At 59.7% G+C, this 21,193-nt stretch carries 19 protein-coding genes; 11 read left to right on the plus strand and 8 right to left on the minus strand.

Going from position 1 to position 21,193, the window contains the following annotated elements; genetic code table 11:
- Positions 1 to 3 precede the first annotated feature (3 nt).
- Genes AC0TNJ_RS09155 through AC0TNJ_RS09165 form a run of 3 tightly spaced genes read left to right on the plus strand, consistent with a single transcriptional unit; the run spans position 4 to position 2,837 of the window.
- Positions 4 to 810 (plus strand): DUF72 domain-containing protein, encoded by an 807-nt coding sequence (locus AC0TNJ_RS09155; protein ID WP_473769750.1) that lies wholly within the window; start codon positions 4 to 6, stop codon positions 808 to 810.
- 45 nt (positions 811 to 855) lie between these two features.
- On the plus strand, positions 856 to 2,418 hold the full coding sequence (locus tag AC0TNJ_RS09160) for a D-aminopeptidase (RefSeq protein ID WP_473770906.1): 1,563 nt from the start codon (positions 856 to 858) through the stop codon (positions 2,416 to 2,418).
- A complete protein-coding gene (locus AC0TNJ_RS09165; protein ID WP_122001396.1) occupies positions 2,415 to 2,837 on the plus strand; it encodes an OsmC family protein in 423 nt (140 codons plus the stop codon). The genes AC0TNJ_RS09160 and AC0TNJ_RS09165 overlap by 4 nt, the downstream gene beginning before the upstream one ends.
- 3 nt (positions 2,838 to 2,840) lie before the next feature.
- Here the strand turns inward: AC0TNJ_RS09165 and AC0TNJ_RS09170 are convergent, their stop codons facing one another.
- From AC0TNJ_RS09170 to ytfQ, 5 genes are all read right to left on the minus strand, one after another.
- Positions 2,841 to 3,566: a FadR/GntR family transcriptional regulator gene (locus tag AC0TNJ_RS09170; protein WP_122001395.1), complete on the minus strand. Its 726-nt coding sequence runs from the start codon at positions 3,564 to 3,566 to the stop codon at positions 2,841 to 2,843.
- A 1-nt stretch (position 3,567) separates the two neighbouring features.
- A complete protein-coding gene (gene yjfF / locus AC0TNJ_RS09175) occupies positions 3,568 to 4,554 on the minus strand; it encodes a galactofuranose ABC transporter, permease protein YjfF (RefSeq protein ID WP_122001394.1) in 987 nt (328 codons plus the stop codon).
- Positions 4,551 to 5,594, minus strand: a complete 1,044-nt coding sequence (locus tag AC0TNJ_RS09180; RefSeq protein ID WP_473770907.1) for an ABC transporter permease — start codon at positions 5,592 to 5,594, stop codon at positions 4,551 to 4,553. The genes yjfF and AC0TNJ_RS09180 overlap by 4 nt, the downstream gene beginning before the upstream one ends.
- Positions 5,591 to 7,114: a sugar ABC transporter ATP-binding protein gene (locus AC0TNJ_RS09185; protein WP_473770908.1), complete on the minus strand. Its 1,524-nt coding sequence runs from the start codon at positions 7,112 to 7,114 to the stop codon at positions 5,591 to 5,593. Before AC0TNJ_RS09185 ends, AC0TNJ_RS09180 begins: the two co-directional genes overlap by 4 nt.
- Positions 7,115 to 7,212: 98 nt before the next feature.
- Positions 7,213 to 8,172, minus strand: a complete 960-nt coding sequence (ytfQ, locus tag AC0TNJ_RS09190) for a galactofuranose ABC transporter, galactofuranose-binding protein YtfQ (RefSeq protein ID WP_122001391.1) — start codon at positions 8,170 to 8,172, stop codon at positions 7,213 to 7,215.
- Between the two features lie 332 nt (positions 8,173 to 8,504).
- On the opposite strand from ytfQ, the gene araD1 reads away from it, so the two are divergent.
- The 8 genes from araD1 to mmsB all read left to right on the plus strand — a co-directional run bounded on the left by araD1 (position 8,505) and on the right by mmsB (position 18,127).
- Positions 8,505 to 9,497 (plus strand): AraD1 family protein, encoded by a 993-nt coding sequence (gene araD1 / locus AC0TNJ_RS09195; protein ID WP_473770909.1) that lies wholly within the window; start codon positions 8,505 to 8,507, stop codon positions 9,495 to 9,497.
- 1 nt (position 9,498) lies between these two features.
- Positions 9,499 to 10,434 (plus strand): Gfo/Idh/MocA family protein, encoded by a 936-nt coding sequence (locus AC0TNJ_RS09200; RefSeq protein WP_473770910.1) that lies wholly within the window; start codon positions 9,499 to 9,501, stop codon positions 10,432 to 10,434.
- Between the two features lie 141 nt (positions 10,435 to 10,575).
- Complete coding sequence (locus tag AC0TNJ_RS09205) at positions 10,576 to 12,381, plus strand: IlvD/Edd family dehydratase (RefSeq protein ID WP_121985887.1); 1,806 nt, start codon at positions 10,576 to 10,578, stop codon at positions 12,379 to 12,381.
- Positions 12,382 to 12,392: 11 nt separating this feature from the next.
- Positions 12,393 to 13,322: a 2-dehydro-3-deoxygalactonokinase gene (locus AC0TNJ_RS09210; protein ID WP_473770911.1), complete on the plus strand. Its 930-nt coding sequence runs from the start codon at positions 12,393 to 12,395 to the stop codon at positions 13,320 to 13,322.
- The gene (locus AC0TNJ_RS09215; protein WP_473770912.1) at positions 13,319 to 13,951 is read left to right on the plus strand and encodes a 2-dehydro-3-deoxy-6-phosphogalactonate aldolase; all 633 of its coding nucleotides are present in this window, start codon (positions 13,319 to 13,321) and stop codon (positions 13,949 to 13,951) included. The genes AC0TNJ_RS09210 and AC0TNJ_RS09215 overlap by 4 nt, the downstream gene beginning before the upstream one ends.
- A gap of 165 nt (positions 13,952 to 14,116) precedes the next feature.
- Entirely contained in the window at positions 14,117 to 15,181 is a 1,065-nt protein-coding gene (gene chvE / locus AC0TNJ_RS09220; protein WP_122001385.1) for a multiple monosaccharide ABC transporter substrate-binding protein, read from the plus strand.
- Positions 15,182 to 15,335: 154 nt separating this feature from the next.
- Positions 15,336 to 16,928, plus strand: coding sequence for a multiple monosaccharide ABC transporter ATP-binding protein (mmsA, locus tag AC0TNJ_RS09225; protein WP_473770913.1), 1,593 nt, complete (start codon positions 15,336 to 15,338; stop codon positions 16,926 to 16,928).
- Positions 16,925 to 18,127, plus strand: a complete 1,203-nt coding sequence (gene mmsB / locus AC0TNJ_RS09230; protein ID WP_473770914.1) for a multiple monosaccharide ABC transporter permease — start codon at positions 16,925 to 16,927, stop codon at positions 18,125 to 18,127. The genes mmsA and mmsB overlap by 4 nt, the downstream gene beginning before the upstream one ends.
- Before the next feature lie 130 nt (positions 18,128 to 18,257).
- Here mmsB and AC0TNJ_RS09235 read toward each other — a convergent pair whose 3' ends face one another.
- The 3 genes from AC0TNJ_RS09235 to AC0TNJ_RS09245 form a co-directional block, all read right to left on the minus strand.
- Positions 18,258 to 19,139 carry a D-amino-acid transaminase gene (locus tag AC0TNJ_RS09235; protein WP_473770915.1) on the minus strand — a complete coding sequence of 294 codons (882 nt, stop codon included), beginning with the start codon at positions 19,137 to 19,139 and terminating at the stop codon, positions 18,258 to 18,260.
- Between the two features lie 119 nt (positions 19,140 to 19,258).
- Entirely contained in the window at positions 19,259 to 19,834 is a 576-nt protein-coding gene (locus tag AC0TNJ_RS09240) for a HutD/Ves family protein (RefSeq protein ID WP_473770916.1), read from the minus strand.
- Complete coding sequence (locus tag AC0TNJ_RS09245; RefSeq protein ID WP_122001381.1) at positions 19,834 to 21,162, minus strand: YjiH family protein; 1,329 nt, start codon at positions 21,160 to 21,162, stop codon at positions 19,834 to 19,836. The genes AC0TNJ_RS09240 and AC0TNJ_RS09245 overlap by 1 nt, the downstream gene beginning before the upstream one ends.
- Positions 21,163 to 21,193 lie beyond the last annotated feature (31 nt).

Here is a 21,193-nt window from a genome sequence, read left to right on the forward strand (position 1 = left end):
GCGATGGCCAAGGAAAAGACGGGCAAAATCCGCATCGGCATTGGCGGCTGGGCCTATGAACCGTGGGACGAGAGCTTCTACCCCGAAAAACTGCCGAAGAAGCGCCAGCTTGAATATGCGTCGAGCAAGCTCACATCCATCGAGATCAACAGCACCTATTACGGTCCGCAGAAGCCAACGACCTTCGCCAAATGGCATGACGAGACGCCGGACGGCTTCGTGTTTTCGCTGAAGGCGCCGCGTTTTTCCACCAATCGCCGCGTGCTGGCTGAAGCAGGCGAGAGCATCGAGCGGTTCATGACCGGCGGCATGATGGAGCTGAAAGACAAGCTCGGCGTGGTCAACTGGCAGTTCATGGGGACAAAGAAGTTCGACCCGGTTGATTTCGAGGCGTTCTTGAAGCTTCTGCCCAAGCGCGTCGACGGGCGCGATGTGCGCCACGCGGTGGAAGTGCGCCACGACAGTTTCAACTCGCCGGAGTTCATCGCGCTCTTGCGCGAATATGGGGTTGCGGTGGTGATCGCGGGCGACAGCGACTTTCCGCAATTTGCCGATATGACCGCGCCCTTCGCCTATTTCCGCATCATGGGGACGAAGGAAAGCCAACCGGGCGGCTACAGCAAGGACGAACTGGATCAATGGGCGGCGCGGGCTGAGGCGATTGCCGCCGGAGAGCTTGCCGAAGGGTTGAAAACCGTTACGCCGCCCGTTGCCGATTACATTGGCCGCGATGTCTATCTCTATGTCATCAGCGGCTATAAGGCGCATAATCCGCATGCGGCCATGGCCTTGATCGAACGGACAAAATGATGCCTCGTGGCGGCTCCTGATTTCATCTGAGTCGCCTGAGCCATCATGTCAAAATTCGATCTTTCCGCGCTTGAAGCCTTCGTTCGCACCATTCCGCAGCATTATAAGGGACCGGGCGGTGCGGTCGCGGTGGTGAAGGATGGCAAGGTCGTGCTGCGCCATGCCTGGGGCTTTGCCGATCTTGGCGCGCGCAAGGCGATGACGCCAGAGACGCGCATGCCGATCTGTTCGGTCAGCAAGCAATTTACCTGCGCCGTGCTTCTCGACAGCGTTGGCGAGCCGGAAGTTCTTGACGATGCGCTTGCCGCCTATCTCGACAAGTTTGCGGAAAAGCGGCCAAGCGTGCGCGACCTGTGCAACAATCAGTCAGGCCTGCGCGATTACTGGGCGCTGAGCGTTCTGTGCGGGGCCGATCCGGAAGGCGTCTTTCTGCCGGAGCAGGCGCAAAGCCTGCTGCGCCGCCTGAAGACCACGCATTTCGCGCCGGGCACGCATTATTCCTATTGCAACGGCAATTTCCGCATTCTGGCTGATCTTATCGAAAGCCATACAGGCCGATCGCTGATCGAGCTGCTGTCGGAGCGCATTTTCAAGCCTGCAGGCATGAAGACCGCAGAACTTATCCCCGATACCGCGCTGTTTGACGAATGCACCGGCTATGAAGGCGACACGGTGCGCGGGTTCCTGCCTGCCGTCAATCGTATCCACTGGATGGGCGATGCGGGTATTTGCGCTTCTCTCGACGACATGATCGCCTGGGAGCAGTTCATCGACGCGACCCGCGATGACGAAAACGGGATTTATCGCCGCCTGAGCGGTCCGCAGACATTCAGCGACGGTAACGCGGCTCCTTATGGCCTCGGCCTCAAATTCGAGGAAGCGGGCGGCAGACGGCTCACCGGCCATGGCGGTGCGCTGCGCGGCTGGCGCTGCCAGCGCTGGCATAGCGCCGACGAACGCCTTTCGACCATCGCCATGTTCAATTTTGAGGGCGGCGCATCGGATGTTGCCTTCAAGCTGATGAATATCGCGCTTGGCGTTTCCACGACCGAACCGGCTCGGGTTGAAGCCGATGCCGCATGGTTTGGCTCATGGCTAGACCATGAAACCGGCCTCGTGCTGAGTCTCGAAGATGCCGGGCGCGGGCGCATGAAAGCGCGTTTTGGCACCGGGCCGGAAATCATGGACGTGGTGAGCGAGAACGAAGCGCGGTCTTCGATGACCACGATCCGTCGCGACGGCGACACGATCCAGCTTGCGCGCGAGGATGAAAATCTGAGCCTGACGATGCAGCGCCTGAAAGGTGCAGCACAGCAGGACATTGCAGGGCGCTACCGCAGCGACGAATTGGAGGCCGATCTTCTGATCGTCAATCAGGGCGGTGCGTTCTATGGCGCTTTTGAAGGATTTCTCGGCGAGAGCGATATGTATCCGCTCTATGAGGCTGGGCCGGATGTGTGGCTTTTGCCGGTGCAGCGCTCGATGGATGCGCCGTCACCCGGCGAATGGAAACTTGTCTTCCATCGCGACGCAAAAGGCGGGATAACAGGCATGACCGTCGGCTGCTGGCTGGCGCGGCATGTGGACTACAGGAGAATTCAGGAATGAGCGAACTGAAAGTCAGAACCCGCGAGACGGGCGCCGTCGCAGAAATGCCACATGGGAAGCTGCCCGTCATCACCACGCCGACAGGCGGCGTGGTTGAGATCGTCACCAGCGTCAGCCAGGCCGGGTTCAATCCGCTCGACCTTATCTATTCGTCGGTTGCGGCCTGCATGGCGTTGAGCGCTCGTATCGCCGCCGGCAAGCTCGATCTGAAGGAAAAGCTGACGGATGTTCGGGTGGAGGTGAGGGGCGACAAGGCGCATGAAGGACCGTCGCGTATCGAGCGGTTCAACGTCACCTTTCATTTCGATGGTGATCTGACCGACGATGAAAAGCATCGTCTCGCCGAAATGGCCGAGGAAATCTGCACCGTCAGCAACACGCTGCGCGGCGATCCTCAATTTACGCTGGCTGTGTCGTAACAGTCAGATCACGTCCCGAATACGCTCGACGCCAAGCTGGATGACACTTTCCATGGTCAGCCGCGCTTTCTGTGGATCGCGCGATGCAATAGCGTGGGCGATGCGCAGGTGATTGGCCGCGCATTCGGCAATGCCTTCCCGCGATGCTGCCGGGGAGGAAAGCTGGAACGAGATTGCCAGCGCCGCCTCGATCAAGCCGCTGACCGAGCGCATGAACGGGTTGCCGGACATGCGGGCGATGGCAAGATGAAATTCCAGATCGACCTTGGCGATGGATTCCGGCGTGTGGTCGGGATTGTCGAATTTGGCCGCGAGCGCATAAAGCTCCACAATCTCGTCGCTGGAGGCACGCTCTGCCGCCGCCGCCGCTGCTGCCGGTTCCAGCGCCATGCGCATTTCCGCCAGATGGTCGACGAAGACTTCATCGAAGCCCGCCTCGAAGCGCCAGGTCAGCACATCGGGATCGAAGAAATTCCAGCTGGCATGGCCCAGAACACGGGTGCCGACCTTGGCCTTGGGTTCGATCAGGCGCTTGGCGGCAAGCGTCTTCATCGCCTCGCGCAGAACGGTGCGTGACACGCCAAAGCGCAGCGACAATTCATGATCGCCCGGCAGGATAGAACCTTCGGGAATGGTGCCCGCGACGATACCGCGGCCCAGTTCCCCCACGACAACGGCGTGGCTGTTATGGCGCTTGCGTCCGGTTATGGCCGTTTCCAGCAATCCCAATTCAGGCCTCCTTCAAGCGTTGCCGCGCGTGTTTTATATTGGAAAACCACAAGAGTCCTCGTTGCAGGGCAATGAACAGGAACAGCAATATACCGATTGCGATTTTCGTCCACCATGAAGACAGCGTTCCGTCGAAAACAATGTAGGTCTGGATCAGCCCCTGTATGAGAATGCCGACGAATGTGCCTGCCACAAGGCCCGCGCCGCCCGTCAAAAGCGTTCCGCCGATCACCACCGAAGCGATGGCGTCCAGCTCCACCCCCACCGTCGCCAGCGAATAGCCGGACGAGGTGTAAAGCGTATAGACGATCCCGGCGAGGCCGGAAAGCACGCCTGACATCGTATAGATGCCGATTGTGGTGCGGGCAATCGGAACGCCCATCAGTTCCGCCGATTGCTGGTTGCCGCCAAGCGCATAGATATTGGCGCCGAACCGCGTGCGATGGGCGATGATGCCGCCGATGATGAAGACCGCGAGCATCAGCATGGCGATGAATGTCAGCCTGCCGCCGCCCGGAAGCCGGAAATAAAGCCCCTGCAACGTATCGAGAAACGGATGGGCTATAGGCACGGATTGGGTCGAGATGAGAAAGGCCGCGCCGCGTGCCAGAAACATGCCGGCAAGCGTGGCCACGAAGGGCGGAATCTGCAAGAAATGGATCATCACGCCCATCCAAGCCCCGAACAATGCCGCTATCACCAAAATGAGCGCGAAAGCCACAAGCGGATGCACGCCGAGCTGTCCGACTAGCACGGCGACGAAGACGCTGGTGAAGGCGATGACCGAGCCGACCGACAGGTCGATGCCGCCGGAAAGGATCACGAATGTCATGCCGACGGCGGCGATGCCCAGAAAGGCATTGTCGGTCAGAAGATTGCCGATCACCCGCGTCGACAGCATGTTGGGAAACTGGATGATGCAGATCGCATAGGCGAACAGGAAGATCGCCACGGTTGTCAGGAAAGGCAGATTGCGAAGCGCTCTCATTGCTGGGCTCCCTGCTGGCTTTGGCGGACCGGCTTGGCTCCGTCGCCCTTGCGCTCGGAGCGCAGGAAGGCGATCAGCTGGACGATGGCCGGCGACTGGAAGGTGAGTACGATCACGATGATGATCGCCTTGATGATGAGGTTGAACTCCGGGGGAAAGCCCGCCATCAGAATGCCGGTATTGATCGCCTGGATGATGAGCGCGCCGAGCAGCGAGGCCATGATCGAGAACCGGCCGCCATTGAGCGAGGTGCCGCCGATGACGACCGCCAGAATGGCGTCGAGTTCGAGCCATAGCCCGGCATTGTTGGCATCCGCGCCGCGAATATCCGCCGCCGCGATCAGCCCGGCCAGAGCCGCGCCGACACCGGAAACGGCATAGACGCTGAACAGCAGAAAGCGGGCCTTGACGCCTGCCAGCATCGCTGCGCGACGGTTGATGCCGGTTGCTTCAATCAGGAAACCGAGCGCGCTTGTGCGCACTGCAAGGCCGACGGCAAGACCCGCCAGAATCCAGATCAGAACCGGAACGGGCACGCCGAGAAAGGAGCCGGAGCCAAGGGCTGCAAAGGAATCGTTGTTGAAGGTGAGGATTGCGCCTTCGGTGATAAGCTGTGCGATGCCGCGCCCTGCCACCATGAGGATAAGCGTCGCAATGATTGGCTGGATATCGAAGACGGCGACCAGAAAGCCGTTCCACAAGCCGCACAGCAGCCCGACGCCGAGCGCTGCCGGAATGACGATTGCAAGCGGATAGCCCGCCACGATGAGCGAGGCGGCAAAAGCACCGCTGATCGCCATCACCGCGCCGACCGACAGATCGATGCCGCGTGTTGCGATCACCAGTGTCATGCCGACGGCCAGAATGGCAACGGGGGCGGCGCGCACCAGAATATCGATGAGGCTGCCATAGAGCCGCCCGTTCTGGAACGAAATGTCGAGAAAGCCGGGCGCGATGATGGTGTTCGCCGCCAAAATGAGCACGAGGGCAGCGAGCTGGGGGCCAAGTCTTTTTAGTTTTCTGGTGATGCGGGCAATCATGCTGCCGCTTCCTTTTCGCTTCCGGTCTCTGCGATTGCGCGCACGATATTGTCGGCAGTGATTTCCTCGCCTTTCAGTTCCGCGACATGGCGGCGGTCCGAGAGAACGACGACACGGTTGGCGACGGCGGCAAGCTCCTCGAATTCCGACGAGATGATGACGAGTGACATGCCTTCGGCGCAAAGCTCGCCGATGAGCTTGAGGATTTCGGCATGTGCGCCGATATCGATGCCGCGCGTCGGCTCATCGAGGATCAGGAGGCGCGGATCGGTGGCGAGCCAGCGGGCCAAGATAGCCTTCTGCTGGTTGCCGCCGGACAGAAACTTGATCGGCTTGTCGGGATCGGGCGGGCGGATATCAAGCGCCTTGATATAGCGCTGGGCAAGCGCCGTCCTCTCGCGTGATGAGATCGGTCTCGACCAGCCGCGCTTTGCCTGGACGGCAAGCGCGATGTTTTCGGCAACCGAAAAATCGCCGATGATGCCATCAGTCTTGCGCTCTTCGGGGCAAAAGGCGAAGCGCTCGGCAATCGCCGCAACGGGTGAGGGCAGCCGGGTTTCCTTTCCGTCGACGGCAAGGGTTCCGCTATCAGCCTGATCGACCCCGAACAGCAGGAGCGCGGTTTCCGTGCGGCCCGAACCGAGAAGACCGGCAATGCCCACGGCTTCTCCGGGCTTGATCGAAAGGTCGAAGGGCGCAACGCTGCCCTTTTTGCCGAAACCGGAAAAGCGGATTGGCGCAACCGTGTCGTCGCTGACTTCTTCCGTCAACTGGCGGCGCACGGTTTCCTGCAACTGATGACCGAGCATCATGGAAATCAGGTCGGTTCGCGGCAGGTCCGACAGGTTGCGGCTGCCGACCAGCCGCCCGTTGCGCAGCACGGTGGCGCAATCGGCGATGGCGTAGACCTGATCGAGAAAATGGGTGATAACGACAATGCCGAGGCCATCAGCCTTCAATTGCCGCAGCACGCCAAACAGCATGTCGACCTCACGCGCGTCGAGACTGGCGGTAGGCTCATCGAGCACCAGCACCTTGCCGGAAAGATCGACGGCGCGGGCAATGGCGATGATCTGGCGGATGGCCACCGAATAGGCGGACAGGGGCGCGCCGACATCAATGGCGAGGCCGTAGCGCGAAAGGAGTTTCGCCGCATCCCTTTCCATCCGTCCGCGATCGACCAGCCCGAAGCGCTTCGGCTGGCGGCCGAGAAACAGGTTTTCCGCAACCGTCAGGTTTTCGAGAAGATTGACTTCCTGATAGACCGTGCCGATGCCGAGCGCCTGCGCTTCCGCGACGGATGCGGGCGCAATCGGCTGGCCCTCAAGCAGGATCGAGCCGTCAAAACCGTGATAGGCGCCGGTCAATATCTTGATGAGCGTGGATTTGCCCGCGCCGTTTTCGCCGAGCAGCGCATGAATTTCCCCACGGTTGAGCGTGAAATCGACATGATCGAGCGCGGTCACGCCCAGAAAGGATTTCGTGATCGAGCGGGCTTCAAGAAGCGGTGTTGCAGCCATGGCATTCTTCCGTTTGCACGTTGCAAATGGGATATTTGGGCAAATGGGATATTCGGCAAATGGGATATCCGGGCCGAGAACGGCCCGGATGACGCGGATCAGTAGCCGAGACCCTTCTTGGCTTCGTAGACGGCTTTGGGATCGTCAGCCTGCGTGTAGAGCTTCGATTCCGTCTGGATCCATTTCGGCGGAACGGTGCCCTTTTCCTTGAAGGCTTCAATGGCGTCGAAGGCCGGGCCTGCCATGTTCGGCGTCAGTTCGACCGACGCATTGGCTTCGCCATTGGCCATGGCCTGGAAGATATCCGGCACGGAGTCGATCGACACGATCTTGATCTCGGTGCCAGGCTTCAGCCCGGCTTCCTTGATGGCCTGAATGGCGCCGACGGCCATGTCGTCATTATGGGCATAGACGGCGCAGATATTCTTGCCGCCGCCTTCGGCCTTGATGAAGCTTTCCATGACTTCCTTGCCCTTGGTGCGGGTGAAGTCACCGGTCTGCGAACGGGTGATCTTGATGTTGTCGTGGCCCTTGATCGCGTCCTCGAAACCCTTCTTGCGGTTGATGGCGGGCGAGGAGCCGGTGGTGCCCTGAAGCTCGACCACGTTGCACGGCTTGTCACCCACATCCTTCACCAGCCAGTCACCGGCGACCTTGCCTTCATGCACCTGATCGGAGGTGACGGCGGTGAGGTAAAGGTCTTCCGGGGAATCGATCTGGCGGTCGAGCAGGACGACCGGAATTTCCGCTTCCTTTGCTTCCTTCAAGACGGCGTCCCAGCCGGTGGAGACGACCGGCGCGATCAGGATCGCATCAACCCCTTGGGCGATGAAGCCGCGAACGGCCTTGATCTGGTTTTCCTGCTTCTGCTGGGCGTCGGCGAATTTCAGCGTATAGCCGCGCTTTTCGGCTTCCTGCTTGGTCAGGGCCGTTTCTGCGGCGCGCCAGCCCGATTCCGAGCCGATCTGCGAAAAGCCGACCGTCAGCGATGCGGCGGATGCGCTCGAAATCAGGGCAAGCGATAGTGCGGCCGTCAGGGCCGCCAGACTGCGTTTCATGATCGTTCCTCCCAATAAAAGGCCCTCCCGGCCTTCGTATTTATGAAGCATATAATATTACTTTATGGCAAGCGCCTTTCGATATTTCGCAATAAAATGCCGGTGCGACAAACGGGCAATATCTAAATTTATGAATATGAAACAAAGGCTTGCCGCAAGGCTGGTCGAGCCGTTTTTCTGAACGTTGCATGTGGGGGCGTCTGCTTGCTTGACAAAGCAGGTCGCAGCAAAATAGTCATATTAATAACGCGAACCGTGAATAGGCGCCTTCGGGTGTTTTCAAGCGGTCGGGGTGAGTTCCGCAAAGGGTAATGCGGAAAATGGGAGGTTTAATGTTACGTCTGGTCCAGTTCCGCGATGAAAGCGGAGAAATGCGTGTGGCTGCCTGCAATGACGAGGGAGCGGCGCATGTCGTCAAGGGCGTGGCAACGACCTATGAACTGGCCTCGGCGGCAATTGCCGCGGGCATCAGCCTTGAAGAACAGGTGGCGCAGAGTGGCAAGGGCGAAGCCGTCGACATAGAAGCCGCGCTTGCTGCGGGTCGCGTTGGCCTGCCGATCACGCATGCCGATCCGGCGCATCTGATCGTGGCCGGTACGGGCTTGACGCATCTGGGTTCCGCCGATGGCCGCGACAAGATGCACAAGGCCGCGCAGGCGGCTGAAAAGCCGACCGATTCCATGCGCATGTTCCTGATGGGCGTCGAGGGCGGCAAGCCGAAGCCGGGCGAGACCGGCGTGCAGCCCGAATGGTTCTACAAGGGCGACGGGTCGGCGCTGGTGGCAACCGGCGGCGAACTGGTTTCGCCGTCCTTCGCCGAAGATGGCGGCGAGGAACCAGAACTGGCGGGTATCTACCTGATCGGCCCGGATGGTACGCCGTTCCGGCTCGGCTTCTGCCTTGCCAACGAGTTTTCCGACCATGTGACCGAAAAGCAGAACTATCTCTGGCTTGCCCATTCCAAGCTGCGGCAGGCGGCGCTCGGGCCGGAACTTTATGTGGGCGCGCTGCCGGATCATGTGGAAGGCGTGTCGCGCATTCGTCGCGGCAATGAGATCATTTTTGAAAAGCCGTTCCTGTCGGGCGAAGCGAACATGTCGCACACGATTGCCAATCTGGAACATCATCATTTCAAATATGAACTGTTCCGCCGTCCGGGCGATATTCACGTCCACTTCTTCGGCACGGCAACCCTGTCCTTCTCGGAAGGCGTGAAGACGCAAACTGGCGACCAGTTCGAGATTTCCGCCAAGCCGTTCCGTTATCCGCTGGTCAACAGGCTGGCGCAGGCAGCCGCCGAAGACGTTGTCGTGAAGGCGCTGTGAAATGGCCACACAATCCAACATCGCGCTTGCAATCGTCGGTCTCGGCAAGATCGCGCGCGACCAGCATCTGCCGTCCATCGAGGCCGTCCATGGCATCGAGCTGAAAGCCATCGCCAGCCGCAATGCCGGGCTGGACGGAATGCCGTCCTTTCACGATATCGATGCGCTTTTGGACAGCGACATCGCCATTGACGCGGTGTCGCTCTGCACGCCGCCGCAAGGCCGCTTCGCCCAAGCCTATGCAGCCTTGAAGGCGCGCAAGCATGTGATGCTGGAGAAGCCTCCCGGCGCGACCATTTCCGAAGTGCAGGCGCTGGAGCGGCTCGCTGAAGCGGAAGGCGTTACGCTCTATGCCACGTGGCATTCGCGGGAAGCGGCGGCGGTCGAACCGGCGCAGGAATTCCTGAAAGATGCGGAAATCCGCTCGGTATCGGTCATATGGAAGGAAGATGTGCGCCACTGGCACCCCGGCCAGCAATGGATATGGGAGCCGGGTGGGCTCGGTGTGTTCGATCCGGGCATCAATGCGCTTTCCATCGTGACGCATATTCTGCCGGAACGCTTTTTCCTGACCCAATCCGATCTGTACTTTCCAGAAAATCGCGCGGCGCCCATTGCCGCTGACCTCAAGTTCCAGACGGAAAGCGGCATACCGGTTTCGTTTGAGCTGGACTGGCGGCAAACCGGCCCGCAGACCTGGGATATTCGTGTCGAGACGGACAAGGGCACGGTTCTGCTCAGCCATGGCGGCAGCCGCCTGACCGTCGCCGGGGCCGAGAAGATGGCCGAGCCTGACCGTGAGTATCAACGACTTTACAAGCGTTTCGTGCAATTGATCGGCGCGGGGCGTTCGGATGTCGATCTCGCTCCGCTGACCCATGTGGCCGATGCGTTTCTGCTCGGAAAGCGGCATGTCGTCGAAGCTTTTGAAGATTAAAGCGCATCCCGAAAAGTGTGAAACGGTTTTCGGACAAGATGCGCGATGAACCAAACATTTGGAATATCGATCTGATTTTAAGGATCGGCGTCGAAGGAATCGAGACCGCTTTCTGGTCTCTTACCCATGCAGGACAATGAAATGAACAAGCCCGTCTCTCCGAAAACACCGAAGCTCCGCTCGCGCGCCTGGTTCGACAATCCCGATAATGTCGACATGACCGCGCTCTATCTGGAGCGCTACATGAATTACGGCCTGAGCCAGGAAGAGTTGCAGTCCGGTCGCCCGATTATCGGCATTGCGCAGACGGGTTCCGATCTCTCGCCTTGCAACCGCCATCACCTGGAACTGGCCAAGCGCGTGCGTGAAGGCGTCCGCGAGGCTGGCGGCATCGTCATCGAATTTCCGGTGCATCCAATTCAGGAAACCGGCAAGCGCCCGACCGCGGGGCTTGACCGCAATCTGGCCTATCTCGGCCTCGTGGAAGTGCTCTACGGCTACCCGCTGGATGGCGTCGTGCTGACAATCGGCTGTGACAAGACCACGCCTGCCTGCCTGATGGCGGCGGCAACCGTCAATATTCCGGCCATCGCCCTTTCGGTCGGTCCGATGCTCAATGGCTGGTTCCGTGGTGAGCGCACGGGGTCGGGCACCATCGTCTGGAAGGCGCGCGAACTGCTCGCCAAGGGCGAGATCGACTATCAGGGCTTCGTCAAGCTCGTTGCGTCCTCGGCTCCGTCCACCGGCTATTGCAACACGATGGGTACGGCCACGACGATGAACTCGCTCGCCGAAGCGCTCGGCATGCAGCTTCCCGGTTCCGCCGCCATTCCGGCGCCATACCGCGACCGTCAGGAAGTGGCTTATCTGACGGGACGCCGCATTGTGGAAATGGTTCATGAAGACTTGAAGCCGTCGGACATTCTGACCAAGGATGCCTTCGTCAATGCGATCCGCGTCAATTCCGCCATTGGCGGCTCGACCAATGCGCCGATCCACCTGAACGCTCTGGCGCGCCATGTCGGCGTGGAGCTGACGGTTGATGACTGGCAGAAATATGGCGAGGAAATCCCGCTTCTGGTCAATCTCCAGCCTGCCGGTGAATATCTCGGCGAGGACTATTACCATGCTGGCGGTGTACCGGCTGTCGTCAATCAGCTGATGGGGCAGGGCCTCATCAATGAGGATGCGCTGACCGTCAACGGCAAGACCATTGGCGAGAACTGCAAGAACGCGACCATCGAAGACGGCAATGTCATCAAGACCTACGACCAGCCATTGAAGAAGCATGCCGGTTTCCGCGTGCTGCGCGGCAATCTGTTCTCGTCGGCGATCATGAAGCTCAGCGTCATTTCGGACGAGTTCCGCAATCGCTATCTGTCCGACGACAAGGACCCGAACGCCTTTGAAGGCAAGGCGGTCGTGTTCGACGGACCGGAGGATTACCATCACCGTATCGACGATCCGTCGCTGGAAATCGACGAGCATACGGTGCTGTTCATGCGCGGTGCCGGTCCCATCGGCTATCCGGGTGCGGCAGAAGTCGTCAACATGCGCGCGCCGGATTATCTCTTGAAGAAGGGCGTTACGTCGCTGCCTTGCATTGGCGATGGTCGCCAGTCGGGCACTTCGGGTTCGCCGTCGATCCTCAACGCCTCGCCGGAAGCGGCGGCGGGCGGCGGTCTGGCCATTCTCAAGACCGGCGACCGCGTGCGCATCGATCTCGGTCGCGGTACGGCGGATATCCTGATTTCCGATGAGGAACTGGCCGAGCGCCGCAAGGCTTTGGAAGCGGCTGGCGGCTATAAATATCCGGAAAGCCAGACGCCGTGGCAGGAAATCCAGCGTGCGGTTGTCGGCCAGATGGAAACCGGCGCGGTTCTGGAAAATGCGGTCAAGTATCAGGACATCGCCCATACGCGCGGCCTGCCGCGAGACAACCACTAAGGCCGACCCGGATGGCTATCGATAAAAAGCCATTTGCAGCCGTAGCGGACTGGGGCACCACCCGGTTCCGCCTCTGGACGCTGGATGCCGATGGCAATGTGCTGGGCGAAAGCCGCGGCGACGATGGGCTGTTGCAGGCAAAGGAAGCCGGTTTTGAGCCGACGCTCGAACGGCACCTTGCTTCGCTCAGTGCGCCGGATGATCTGCCGGTGGTGATCTGCGGCATGGCCGGTTCGCGGACTGGCTGGATCGAGGCTCCCTATATGAGTCTTCCCGCCGGGCTGGACGGTATTGTGAAGGCTGCGGTGCGCGTGCCTGCGCGCCGCCACGTCATCATGCTGCCGGGCGTTGCCCGGCAGGACGAGGCATCGCCCGATGTGATGCGCGGCGAGGAGACAAAACTGCTCGGCCTCGTGCATCGCGGAACGCATGATGCCGTTGTCGTCATGCCCGGCACTCATGCCAAATGGGTGCGGATTGCCGCTGGCGGTCTTGCCGACTACCGGACCTTCATGACCGGTGAAATGTTCGCTCTTTTGAAGGACAAGTCTGTGCTGGCCGGTGCGCTGGAAGGTGCGGGCGGGGTGGATCCGCATGGCGCGGCTTTCGCAGCGGGGGTCAGGGCGTCGCTCGAAAATCCGGCGCTGATTTCCAACGCGCTTTTCTCCATTCGCGCAGGCTGGCTCGTGCATGATCGCAAGCCGACCGACCAGCTTGCCCGTTTGTCCGGCCTGCTGATCGGGCTGGAAGTTGCGGGCGGGCGCACGCTTTACGGCGGACCCGGAGAAGTGCTGCTCCTCTCGGACGACACGATGGGCGCGCTCTACGGGAGTGCCCTTGAAATCGGCGGCTTGACGGTCCGGCGCGTGGCGGCAGATGAACTGGTGCGTGATGGGCTGTTCATGGCTGCACGGCACGCTTTCGGAGGAACTGCGCAATGAGCGACCGCATCGCATGGCCGAAATTGCGCTATCCGCTGGTCGCGATCCTGCGCGGCATTCGCTGGCAGGAAACCGAGGCGATTGTCAGCGCCCTGATCGAGATGGGTTTCGAGGCAATTGAAATCCCGCTCAATTCGCCGGAACCGTTCGTGTCAATCGAGAAGGCCGCGAAGCTCGCGCCTGCCAATGTGCTGATTGGTGCGGGAACGGTGCTGAGCGTCGAAGATGTGGACCGTCTCAATGATGTTGGCGGCAGGTTGCTGGTCAGCCCGAACGTCGAGCCGGATGTCATTCGCCGCGCAAGCCAGCACGGCATGGTGACGATGCCGGGCGTGTTCACGCCGACGGAAGCCTTTTCAGCGATCCGGGCGGGCGCATCGGCGCTGAAGTTCTTCCCGGCAAGTGTGCTGGGTGCTGACGGCATCAAGGCGGTATGCGCCGTCTTGCCAAAGGATATTCCGGTCGGCGCCGTTGGCGGTGTTTCCGAAGCGGATTTTGCGTCCTATCGGGCAGCGGGCGTGAGCTGTTTCGGACTTGGTTCCAGTCTGTACAAAGCTGGTTTGACGGTCGCTGACGTGCGTGAACGCGCGCAGCGTGCGGTTGAGGCATGGGACAAGATCGCGGGCTAGAGCATGTCTCCCAAAAGTGAGAACCGGTTTTGGGACAAAGACATGCGTAAAAACGAAAGTTTAAAGCATCTTGTTTTTTGGAGGAATTCCGCGTGGCCGGAAGGTGGGGGCGGAAATTTTGGGAGAACGACAGGCGCAAACCTGTCCCAATTTGGGAGTGAGACAATGGCAGGCATGAAATCTCTAACACTGGCAGTCGCGATGGCCGCGCTTGCCTTTAGCGGTCTGGCGCATGCGGAAGACAAGGGTCTTGTCGCCGTCGCCATGCCGACGAAGTCTTCGGCGCGCTGGATTGCCGATGGCGACAACATGGTCAAGGTGTTGAAGGAACGCGGCTACCAGACCGATCTTCAATATGCCGAAGACGATGTGCCGAACCAGCTTGCGCAGATCGAGAACATGGTGACCAAGGGCGCCAAGGTTCTCGTCGTGGCATCCATCGACGGCACGACGCTTTCCGATGTTCTGGCCAAGGCACATGACGCAGGCATCAAGGTCATCGCCTATGATCGCCTGATCCGCGATACGCCGAATGTCGATTACTATGCGACCTTCGACAATTTCCAGGTCGGCGTGCTGCAGGCACAGTCCATCGAAAAGGCTCTGGACCTGAAGAACAAGCCGGGCCCGTTCAATATCGAGCTTTTCGGCGGCTCGCCGGACGATAACAACGCATATTTCTTCTACAACGGCGCGATGTCGGTGCTGCAGCCTTATATCGATAGCGGCAAGGTGGTGATCGCCAGCGGCCAGACCGGCATGGACAAGGTGGCGACGCTGCGCTGGGACGGCGCTACCGCCCAGGCTCGCATGGATTCGATCCTTTCCGCCTATTATGCCGACAAGAAGCTCGATGCGGTCCTCTCGCCCTATGACGGCATTTCCATCGGTATCCTGTCGTCGCTCAAGGGTGTAGGCTATGGCAGCGGCGACATGCCGATGCCGGTTGTCTCCGGTCAGGATGCGGAAGTGCCTTCGGTGAAGTCGATCCTTGCCGGTGAGCAGAATTCGACCATCTTCAAGGATACCCGTGAACTCGCCAAGGTCACGGTCGACATGGTCGATGCGCTGATGAGCGGCAAGGAGCCGGAAGTCAACGACACCAAGACCTATGACAATGGCGTCAAGGTCGTGCCGTCCTATCTGCTCAAGCCGGTGATCGTCGACAAGTCGAACTGGAAGCAGGTTCTGGTCGATAGCGGTTACTACAAGGAAGACCAGATCCAGTAATTTCTGTTCCGGGCGCATCGGAGGATATGCCCGGCGCCTTCTGCAAGCCATTGCCCCAAACTCCCCAGCCTTTCGGCTGGGGTAGGCTTGGCGGTTGACAGCGTTGTCTTTCTTGCACGGGCAATGGTTGCAGAATTTGTATTGGGAGCGAGCGATGAACCTAGCCAATCCTGTCCTGCGCGAGCAGCCTGACGGCCAGTCGGAAATCACCGGCAAGCCGCTTCTGGAAATGCGCGGCATCAGCAAATCCTTCGGGGTTGTCAAAGCGCTGAGCGATGTCAATTTCACCGTAATGCCGGGCGAGATTCACGCCTTTGTGGGTGAGAACGGAGCGGGCAAGTCGACCTTGATGAAGGTTCTGTCGGGTGTCTATCCGCATGGCAGCTACGAAGGATCGATCTTCTTTGACGGCGAGGAACGGCAGTTTCGCGACATCAACGATTCCGAAGCGCTCGGTATCGTCATCATCCATCAGGAGCTGGCGCTCATACCGCTGATGACGATTGCCGAGAACATTTTCCTCGTCAATCCGCCCGCCAGCTATGGCGTCATCGACCGCAGCACGGTGCACAAGCGCACCCGTGAGCTTTTGCAGAAGGTTGGCCTGTTGGAGCAGCCCGATACGCTCGTCACGGATATCGGCGTGGGCAAGCAGCAGCTTGTCGAAATCGCCAAGGCATTATCGAAGCGCGTGCGGCTACTGATCCTCGATGAACCGACCGCGAGCCTCAACGAGACCGACAGCGCGGCATTGCTGGCGCTTCTGCGGGAGTTTCGCGCACAGGGCATCACGTCGATCCTCATTTCGCACAAGCTCAACGAAATCCGCGAAGTCGCCGACAAGATCACGGTGCTGCGCGATGGCAAGGCGGTGGCAACGCTTGATTGCCATGCGGGAGAGGTTGAGGAAGACGACATTATTCGAAAGATGGTGGATCGCGATCTGGAGAGCCGCTACCCCAAGCGCGATCCCAAGATCGGTGACGTGATCTTTGAAGTCGATAACTGGTCGGTCTATCATCCGCTGCATCCGGAGCGGCACTCGGTCAAGAACGTCTCGTTCAAGGTGCGGGCGGGCGAGATCGTCGGCATTGCCGGATTGATGGGCGCGGGCCGCACGGAATTCGCCATGAGCCTTTTCGGGCGTTCGTGGGGCACGAATATCAGCGGCGAGGCGCGCATCAACGGCAAGCAGGCGGATATTTCCACCGTGGCGCGGGCGATCAAGGCTGGGCTTGCCTATGTGACTGAGGACCGCAAGAAGCTTGGCCTCGTTCTGGGCGAGAACATTTCGCGCAACATCTCGCTCGCGCACTTGCGCGGCGTCAGCCCGAAAGGCGTCATCGACGATATTCGCGAAATGAAGATCGCGAATTCCTATCGCGAGCAGATGAGCATTCGCTGCCACAACGTCTATCAGGAAACCGGCACGCTTTCAGGCGGCAACCAGCAGAAGGTGGTGCTGTCGAAATGGCTCTTCACCGGCCCGGACGTGCTGATCCTCGACGAGCCGACACGCGGCATCGATGTCGGCGCGAAATACGACATTTACACAATCATCAATTCACTGGCTGACAGCGGCAAGGGCGTGGTCGTCATTTCTTCGGAAATGCCGGAACTGATCGGCATCTGCGACCGCATCGTCGTCATGCATGAAGGCGCTTTCGTCGGCGAAGTCGCCGGGGAGGAAGCAACGCAGGAAAATATCATGCGCGCCATCATGCGGAACAAGGGAAAACGGCAATGAGCGAGAACATCATCGGAAGCAGCGAGTCGAAGGCTCCGGCGAGCAGCGTGGGGCGCTATCTCAAGAATAATCTGCGCGAATCCGGCATGCTGCTCTCGCTGGTCGCGATCATGATCTTTTTCCAGATCGTGACGGGCGGCGTGCTGATGAAGCCGCTGAACCTCACCAATCTGGTGCTGCAGAACAGCTATATCGTCATCATGGCATTGGGGATGCTTCTCATCATCGTCACCGGCCATATCGATCTTTCCGTCGGCTCGGTCTGCGGCTTTATCGGTGCACTTGCCGCGGTCATGATGGTGAAGCTCGGCGTACCTTTTCCCATCGCGGCAATTCTCTGCCTGCTGGTGGGCGGGCTCATCGGCGCGATACAGGGTTTCTGGGTCGCCTATTTCAATATTCCGTCCTTCATCGTCACGCTGGCGGGCATGCTGGTCTTCAAGGGCCTGATGCTGGCCGTGCTGGGCGGACAATCGGTCGGGCCGTTTCCGGTGGTGTTCCAGAAACTGTCGTCCGGCTTCATTCCCGAAATCATCGGTACGACCGGCGGTGTCTATCTGACATCGCTCATCATCGGCGTGCTGCTTGCAGGTTTCATGATCTGGCAGAATGTGAAATCCCGCCAGCGCCATATCGCCCATGAGGTGGAAACGGAACCCTTTGGACTGTTCGTCATCAAGAACATCCTGTTCTTTGCCGCGATTGCCTATCTGTCGCTGTTGATTTCCATGCATCGCGGCTTGCCGAACGTGCTCATCATCATGGCGGTTCTGATTGCGGCCTATGCGTTTCTGACCAATCGCACCGTCCTTGGACGGCAGATATATGCAGTGGGCGGAAACCGCCATGCCGCCAAGCTTTCCGGCGTGAAGACCGAGCGGCTGACCTTCCTCGCATTCGTCAATATGGGTGTGCTGGCAGCACTCGCCGGTCTGGTCTTTGCAGCGCGCCTCAACACGGCGACGCCCAAGGCCGGTATCGGCTTTGAGCTGGACGTGATCGCGGCCTGCTTCATCGGCGGTGCCTCGGCCTATGGCGGCGTGGGCCGTGTGACGGGTGCGGTGATCGGCGCGCTGATCATGGGCGTGATGAACAACGGCATGTCGATCCTCGGCATCGGCATCGATTACCAGCAGGTCATCAAGGGAATTGTTCTTCTCGGAGCGGTGTGTATCGACGTCTACAATCAAAAACGCTGAGGCACTTCGGCGCTTGTCCCTCATCCTGAGCTTGTCGAAGGAAGAGGGCAGGCCACAGTAGGTTTTCCCTCTCTCCTTCGATCCTTCGACAAGCTCAGGCTGAGGAGCGAGGGAAAAGGCGCATCTTGCTTCAGATTGCCGTACGGCGTGCGTGATCGAGATAGATTTCGCGCAGGCGTTGGGCGATCGGGCCGGGCTTTCCATCGCCGATGGTCTTTTCATCGATGACAGTGATCGGCGTGACGAATGTGCCTGCGCTGGTGAGGAAAGCTTCCTTTGCAGCATAGGCTTCATCAATGGTGAAGAGGCGCTCTTCCAGCTTCATGCCGGTCTCTGCGATCAGTTGCAGAAGCGAGCGCCGCGTGCAGCCGGGCAGGATGGAATTGCTGTTAGGGCGCGTGACGACGACATCATCCCTGGTCACGATATAGGCGGTGGACGATGCGCCTTCGGTCACGTAGCCGTCCTCGATCATCCATGCTTCATCGCAACCGGCATTCTTGGCGATTTCCTTGGCGAGCGCCTGCGGCAGCAGGCAGACAGTCTTGATGTCGCGGCGCTTCCAGCGCAGATCTTCGAGCGAAAGCACGCGCGCGCCGGTCTTCAGCACCGGCTTGTCGAGCAAGCCGGTTTCCTGTGTGAACAGAACAACCGATGGCTTCATGTCCTTTGCAGGCACAAAATCCCGGTCGCGTCCGTCGCCGCGCGTCACTTGCAGATAGACCAGACCTTCAGTCAGATTGTTGCGGCGGATCAATTCGCGCTCAACAGCGGCGATCTCATCCACGCTCATCGGCATGGGAATGCCGATCTCGCCGGTCGAGCGGCGCAGGCGTGTCATATGCGGTTCGCTGTCGATGAGCTTGCCTTCCAGAACGGCGGTGACTTCGTAAATGCCGTCGCCGAAGAGAAAGCCACGGTCGAAAATGGAAATGCGGGCATCGCGGGCGGTAACATATTCGCCGTTGACATAAACGATGCGGTTTTCAAGTTCTTCTGCTGAAACGGCCATGTGGGATGAGTCCTGACGTGAAAGGGCCGCGACACAAGTCGCGACCCTTTAATATGCTACCCAATGTTTTAAGGGAATATTTTTCGTGCGGCCCATCCGGCCGCTGCGACGGGCTCTGATCAGGCTGCAATGATCGAGATCAGAAATGCCGTTCCCTTGCCCTTGATCGTCAGGGGCATGGCATTGCAGTTTGCGAAAACCGCGCAGTCCAGTTTCTCCAGACGAATTGCCTCACCATCCGAAGTCAGGTCGAGCTGGCCTTCGGCGCAGAAAAGAAGCGCCGGGTTTCCATCGGCCACAACCAATGTGGTGTCATCGACAGGCAGGCGGCTGACCCTATGGGTAAAACGGCCGCGCCGTGTCATGACATTGAGGTCGGTAATGGCAGATCCGGTCAGACGCGCGCTGGAACGGGAGTCGGCGGCGAAAGCCAGCGGTGCACTTTCGCGGGTGAGTTTCGTTTCCTCCCCCTCGACATCAAGCACGATGCCGTCCCCCTCCAGCACCGACAATGTGCGGTCGATGCCGGGAAAGACGGAAAAGGGGCCGTCGCTGGCCACTGTTGCCGTGGAGATGCGCCAGTCGAAATCATCGACTGACGCGCCTTGTGGGTGAATGGCGATTTCGACCGTGACGCCGCCGCCGTTTTTCCACGGCATGCGGCGGTGGTTGTCTGCCTTCAGGAGAGAGAGCATCAGCCGAGCCATCCCTTGGACGCTGCCCAGAACGCAATCGGCGCCGTGAACAGGATGCTGAGCGCGGTGCGGATATACCAGATCACGATCAGGTCGCGGAACTTCAACGGGATCGATGTTGCCAGCACGCAAGGGATCGAAGCCGACAGGAACAGGACCTGGCTGACCGAAACCACAGCGGCCACGAATTTCAGGACGACATCGGCGTCTTTCAGCAGGATGGCGGGCAGGAACATTTCGGCAAGGCCGGAGGCCATGGATTTTGCGGCGAGCATCGGGTCGGCCAGTTGCGCGATCCAGGTGAACGGGTAGAGGGCGAGGCCCAGAACGTCGAAGATCGGCGTGTATTTGGAGGCAAGCAGGCCGAGAAGGCCAACGGCCATGATGCTCGGCAAGATCATCGCCGCCATGCGCAGGCCATCAAGGAAAGTAGCCCACAGAAGCGGAAGAAGCTTCGGCGCGCTCTGTGCCTGCTGGATGCCGGTTTCGATTGCCGTTTGAATGCGGCCCTTGCCAGCGGGCAGCGGGGTATCGCGGTCGCCCGGATGATCCATGCGGCTCAGCGGCCACAGGCGGGCGGTGATGGCCGACACGATGAACGTGACGAAGAAAGTGGACCAGAAATAAAGGTTCCAGGCATCCATCAGGCCGAGCGTCTTGGCGACGATGATCATGAACGTGGCGGAAACCGTGGAAAAGCCGGTGGCGATGATAGCCGCTTCCCGAGCGGTATATTTGCCTTCCTTATAAACGCGGTCGGTAATCAGGAGCGCAAGCGAATAGCTGCCGACGAAAGAAGCGACGGCGTCGATGGCCGACCAGCCCGGCGTGCGCCAGATCGGGCGCATGATCGGCTGGACGATGACGCCGGTAAATTCGAGCAGGCCGTAGCCGATGAGAAAGGCAAGCGCTAGCGCACCGATAGGGACGATGAGTCCGACCGACAGGACGAGCTTGTCGAACAGGAACGGCAGCATGTCGGGCGTGAAAAGGGCGGCAGGGCCCACACCGGCCAGATACATGCAGGCCAGCACAAAGCCAACGACGCGCAGGACCGAGAAGATCGTCTCGGTGAGGTTGGCTTTCCACTTTCCGGTGATGAAGGGCGCAAATGCGCCATAGGCGATCAGCAGGCACACAAAGGCCAGCGCGAATGGGCGAAGCTGGGTCGCTACGGCGGTGGCTGCATGGTCGAGCAGAATGGTGGATTTGCCGCCGATGGTAACGGGCACGAAAAAGAAGAAGATACCTATGAAACTGTATAGCACCAGTTTCAAGGCAGCAGGGCCGCGAGAGCTCTCGTTGCGGCCAAGTGTGGTATCTGTCATGTTATTCCCCTGTATGCATGGTTTTTCAATG

Source organism: Ochrobactrum sp. PL_is483, assembly GCF_055816855.1.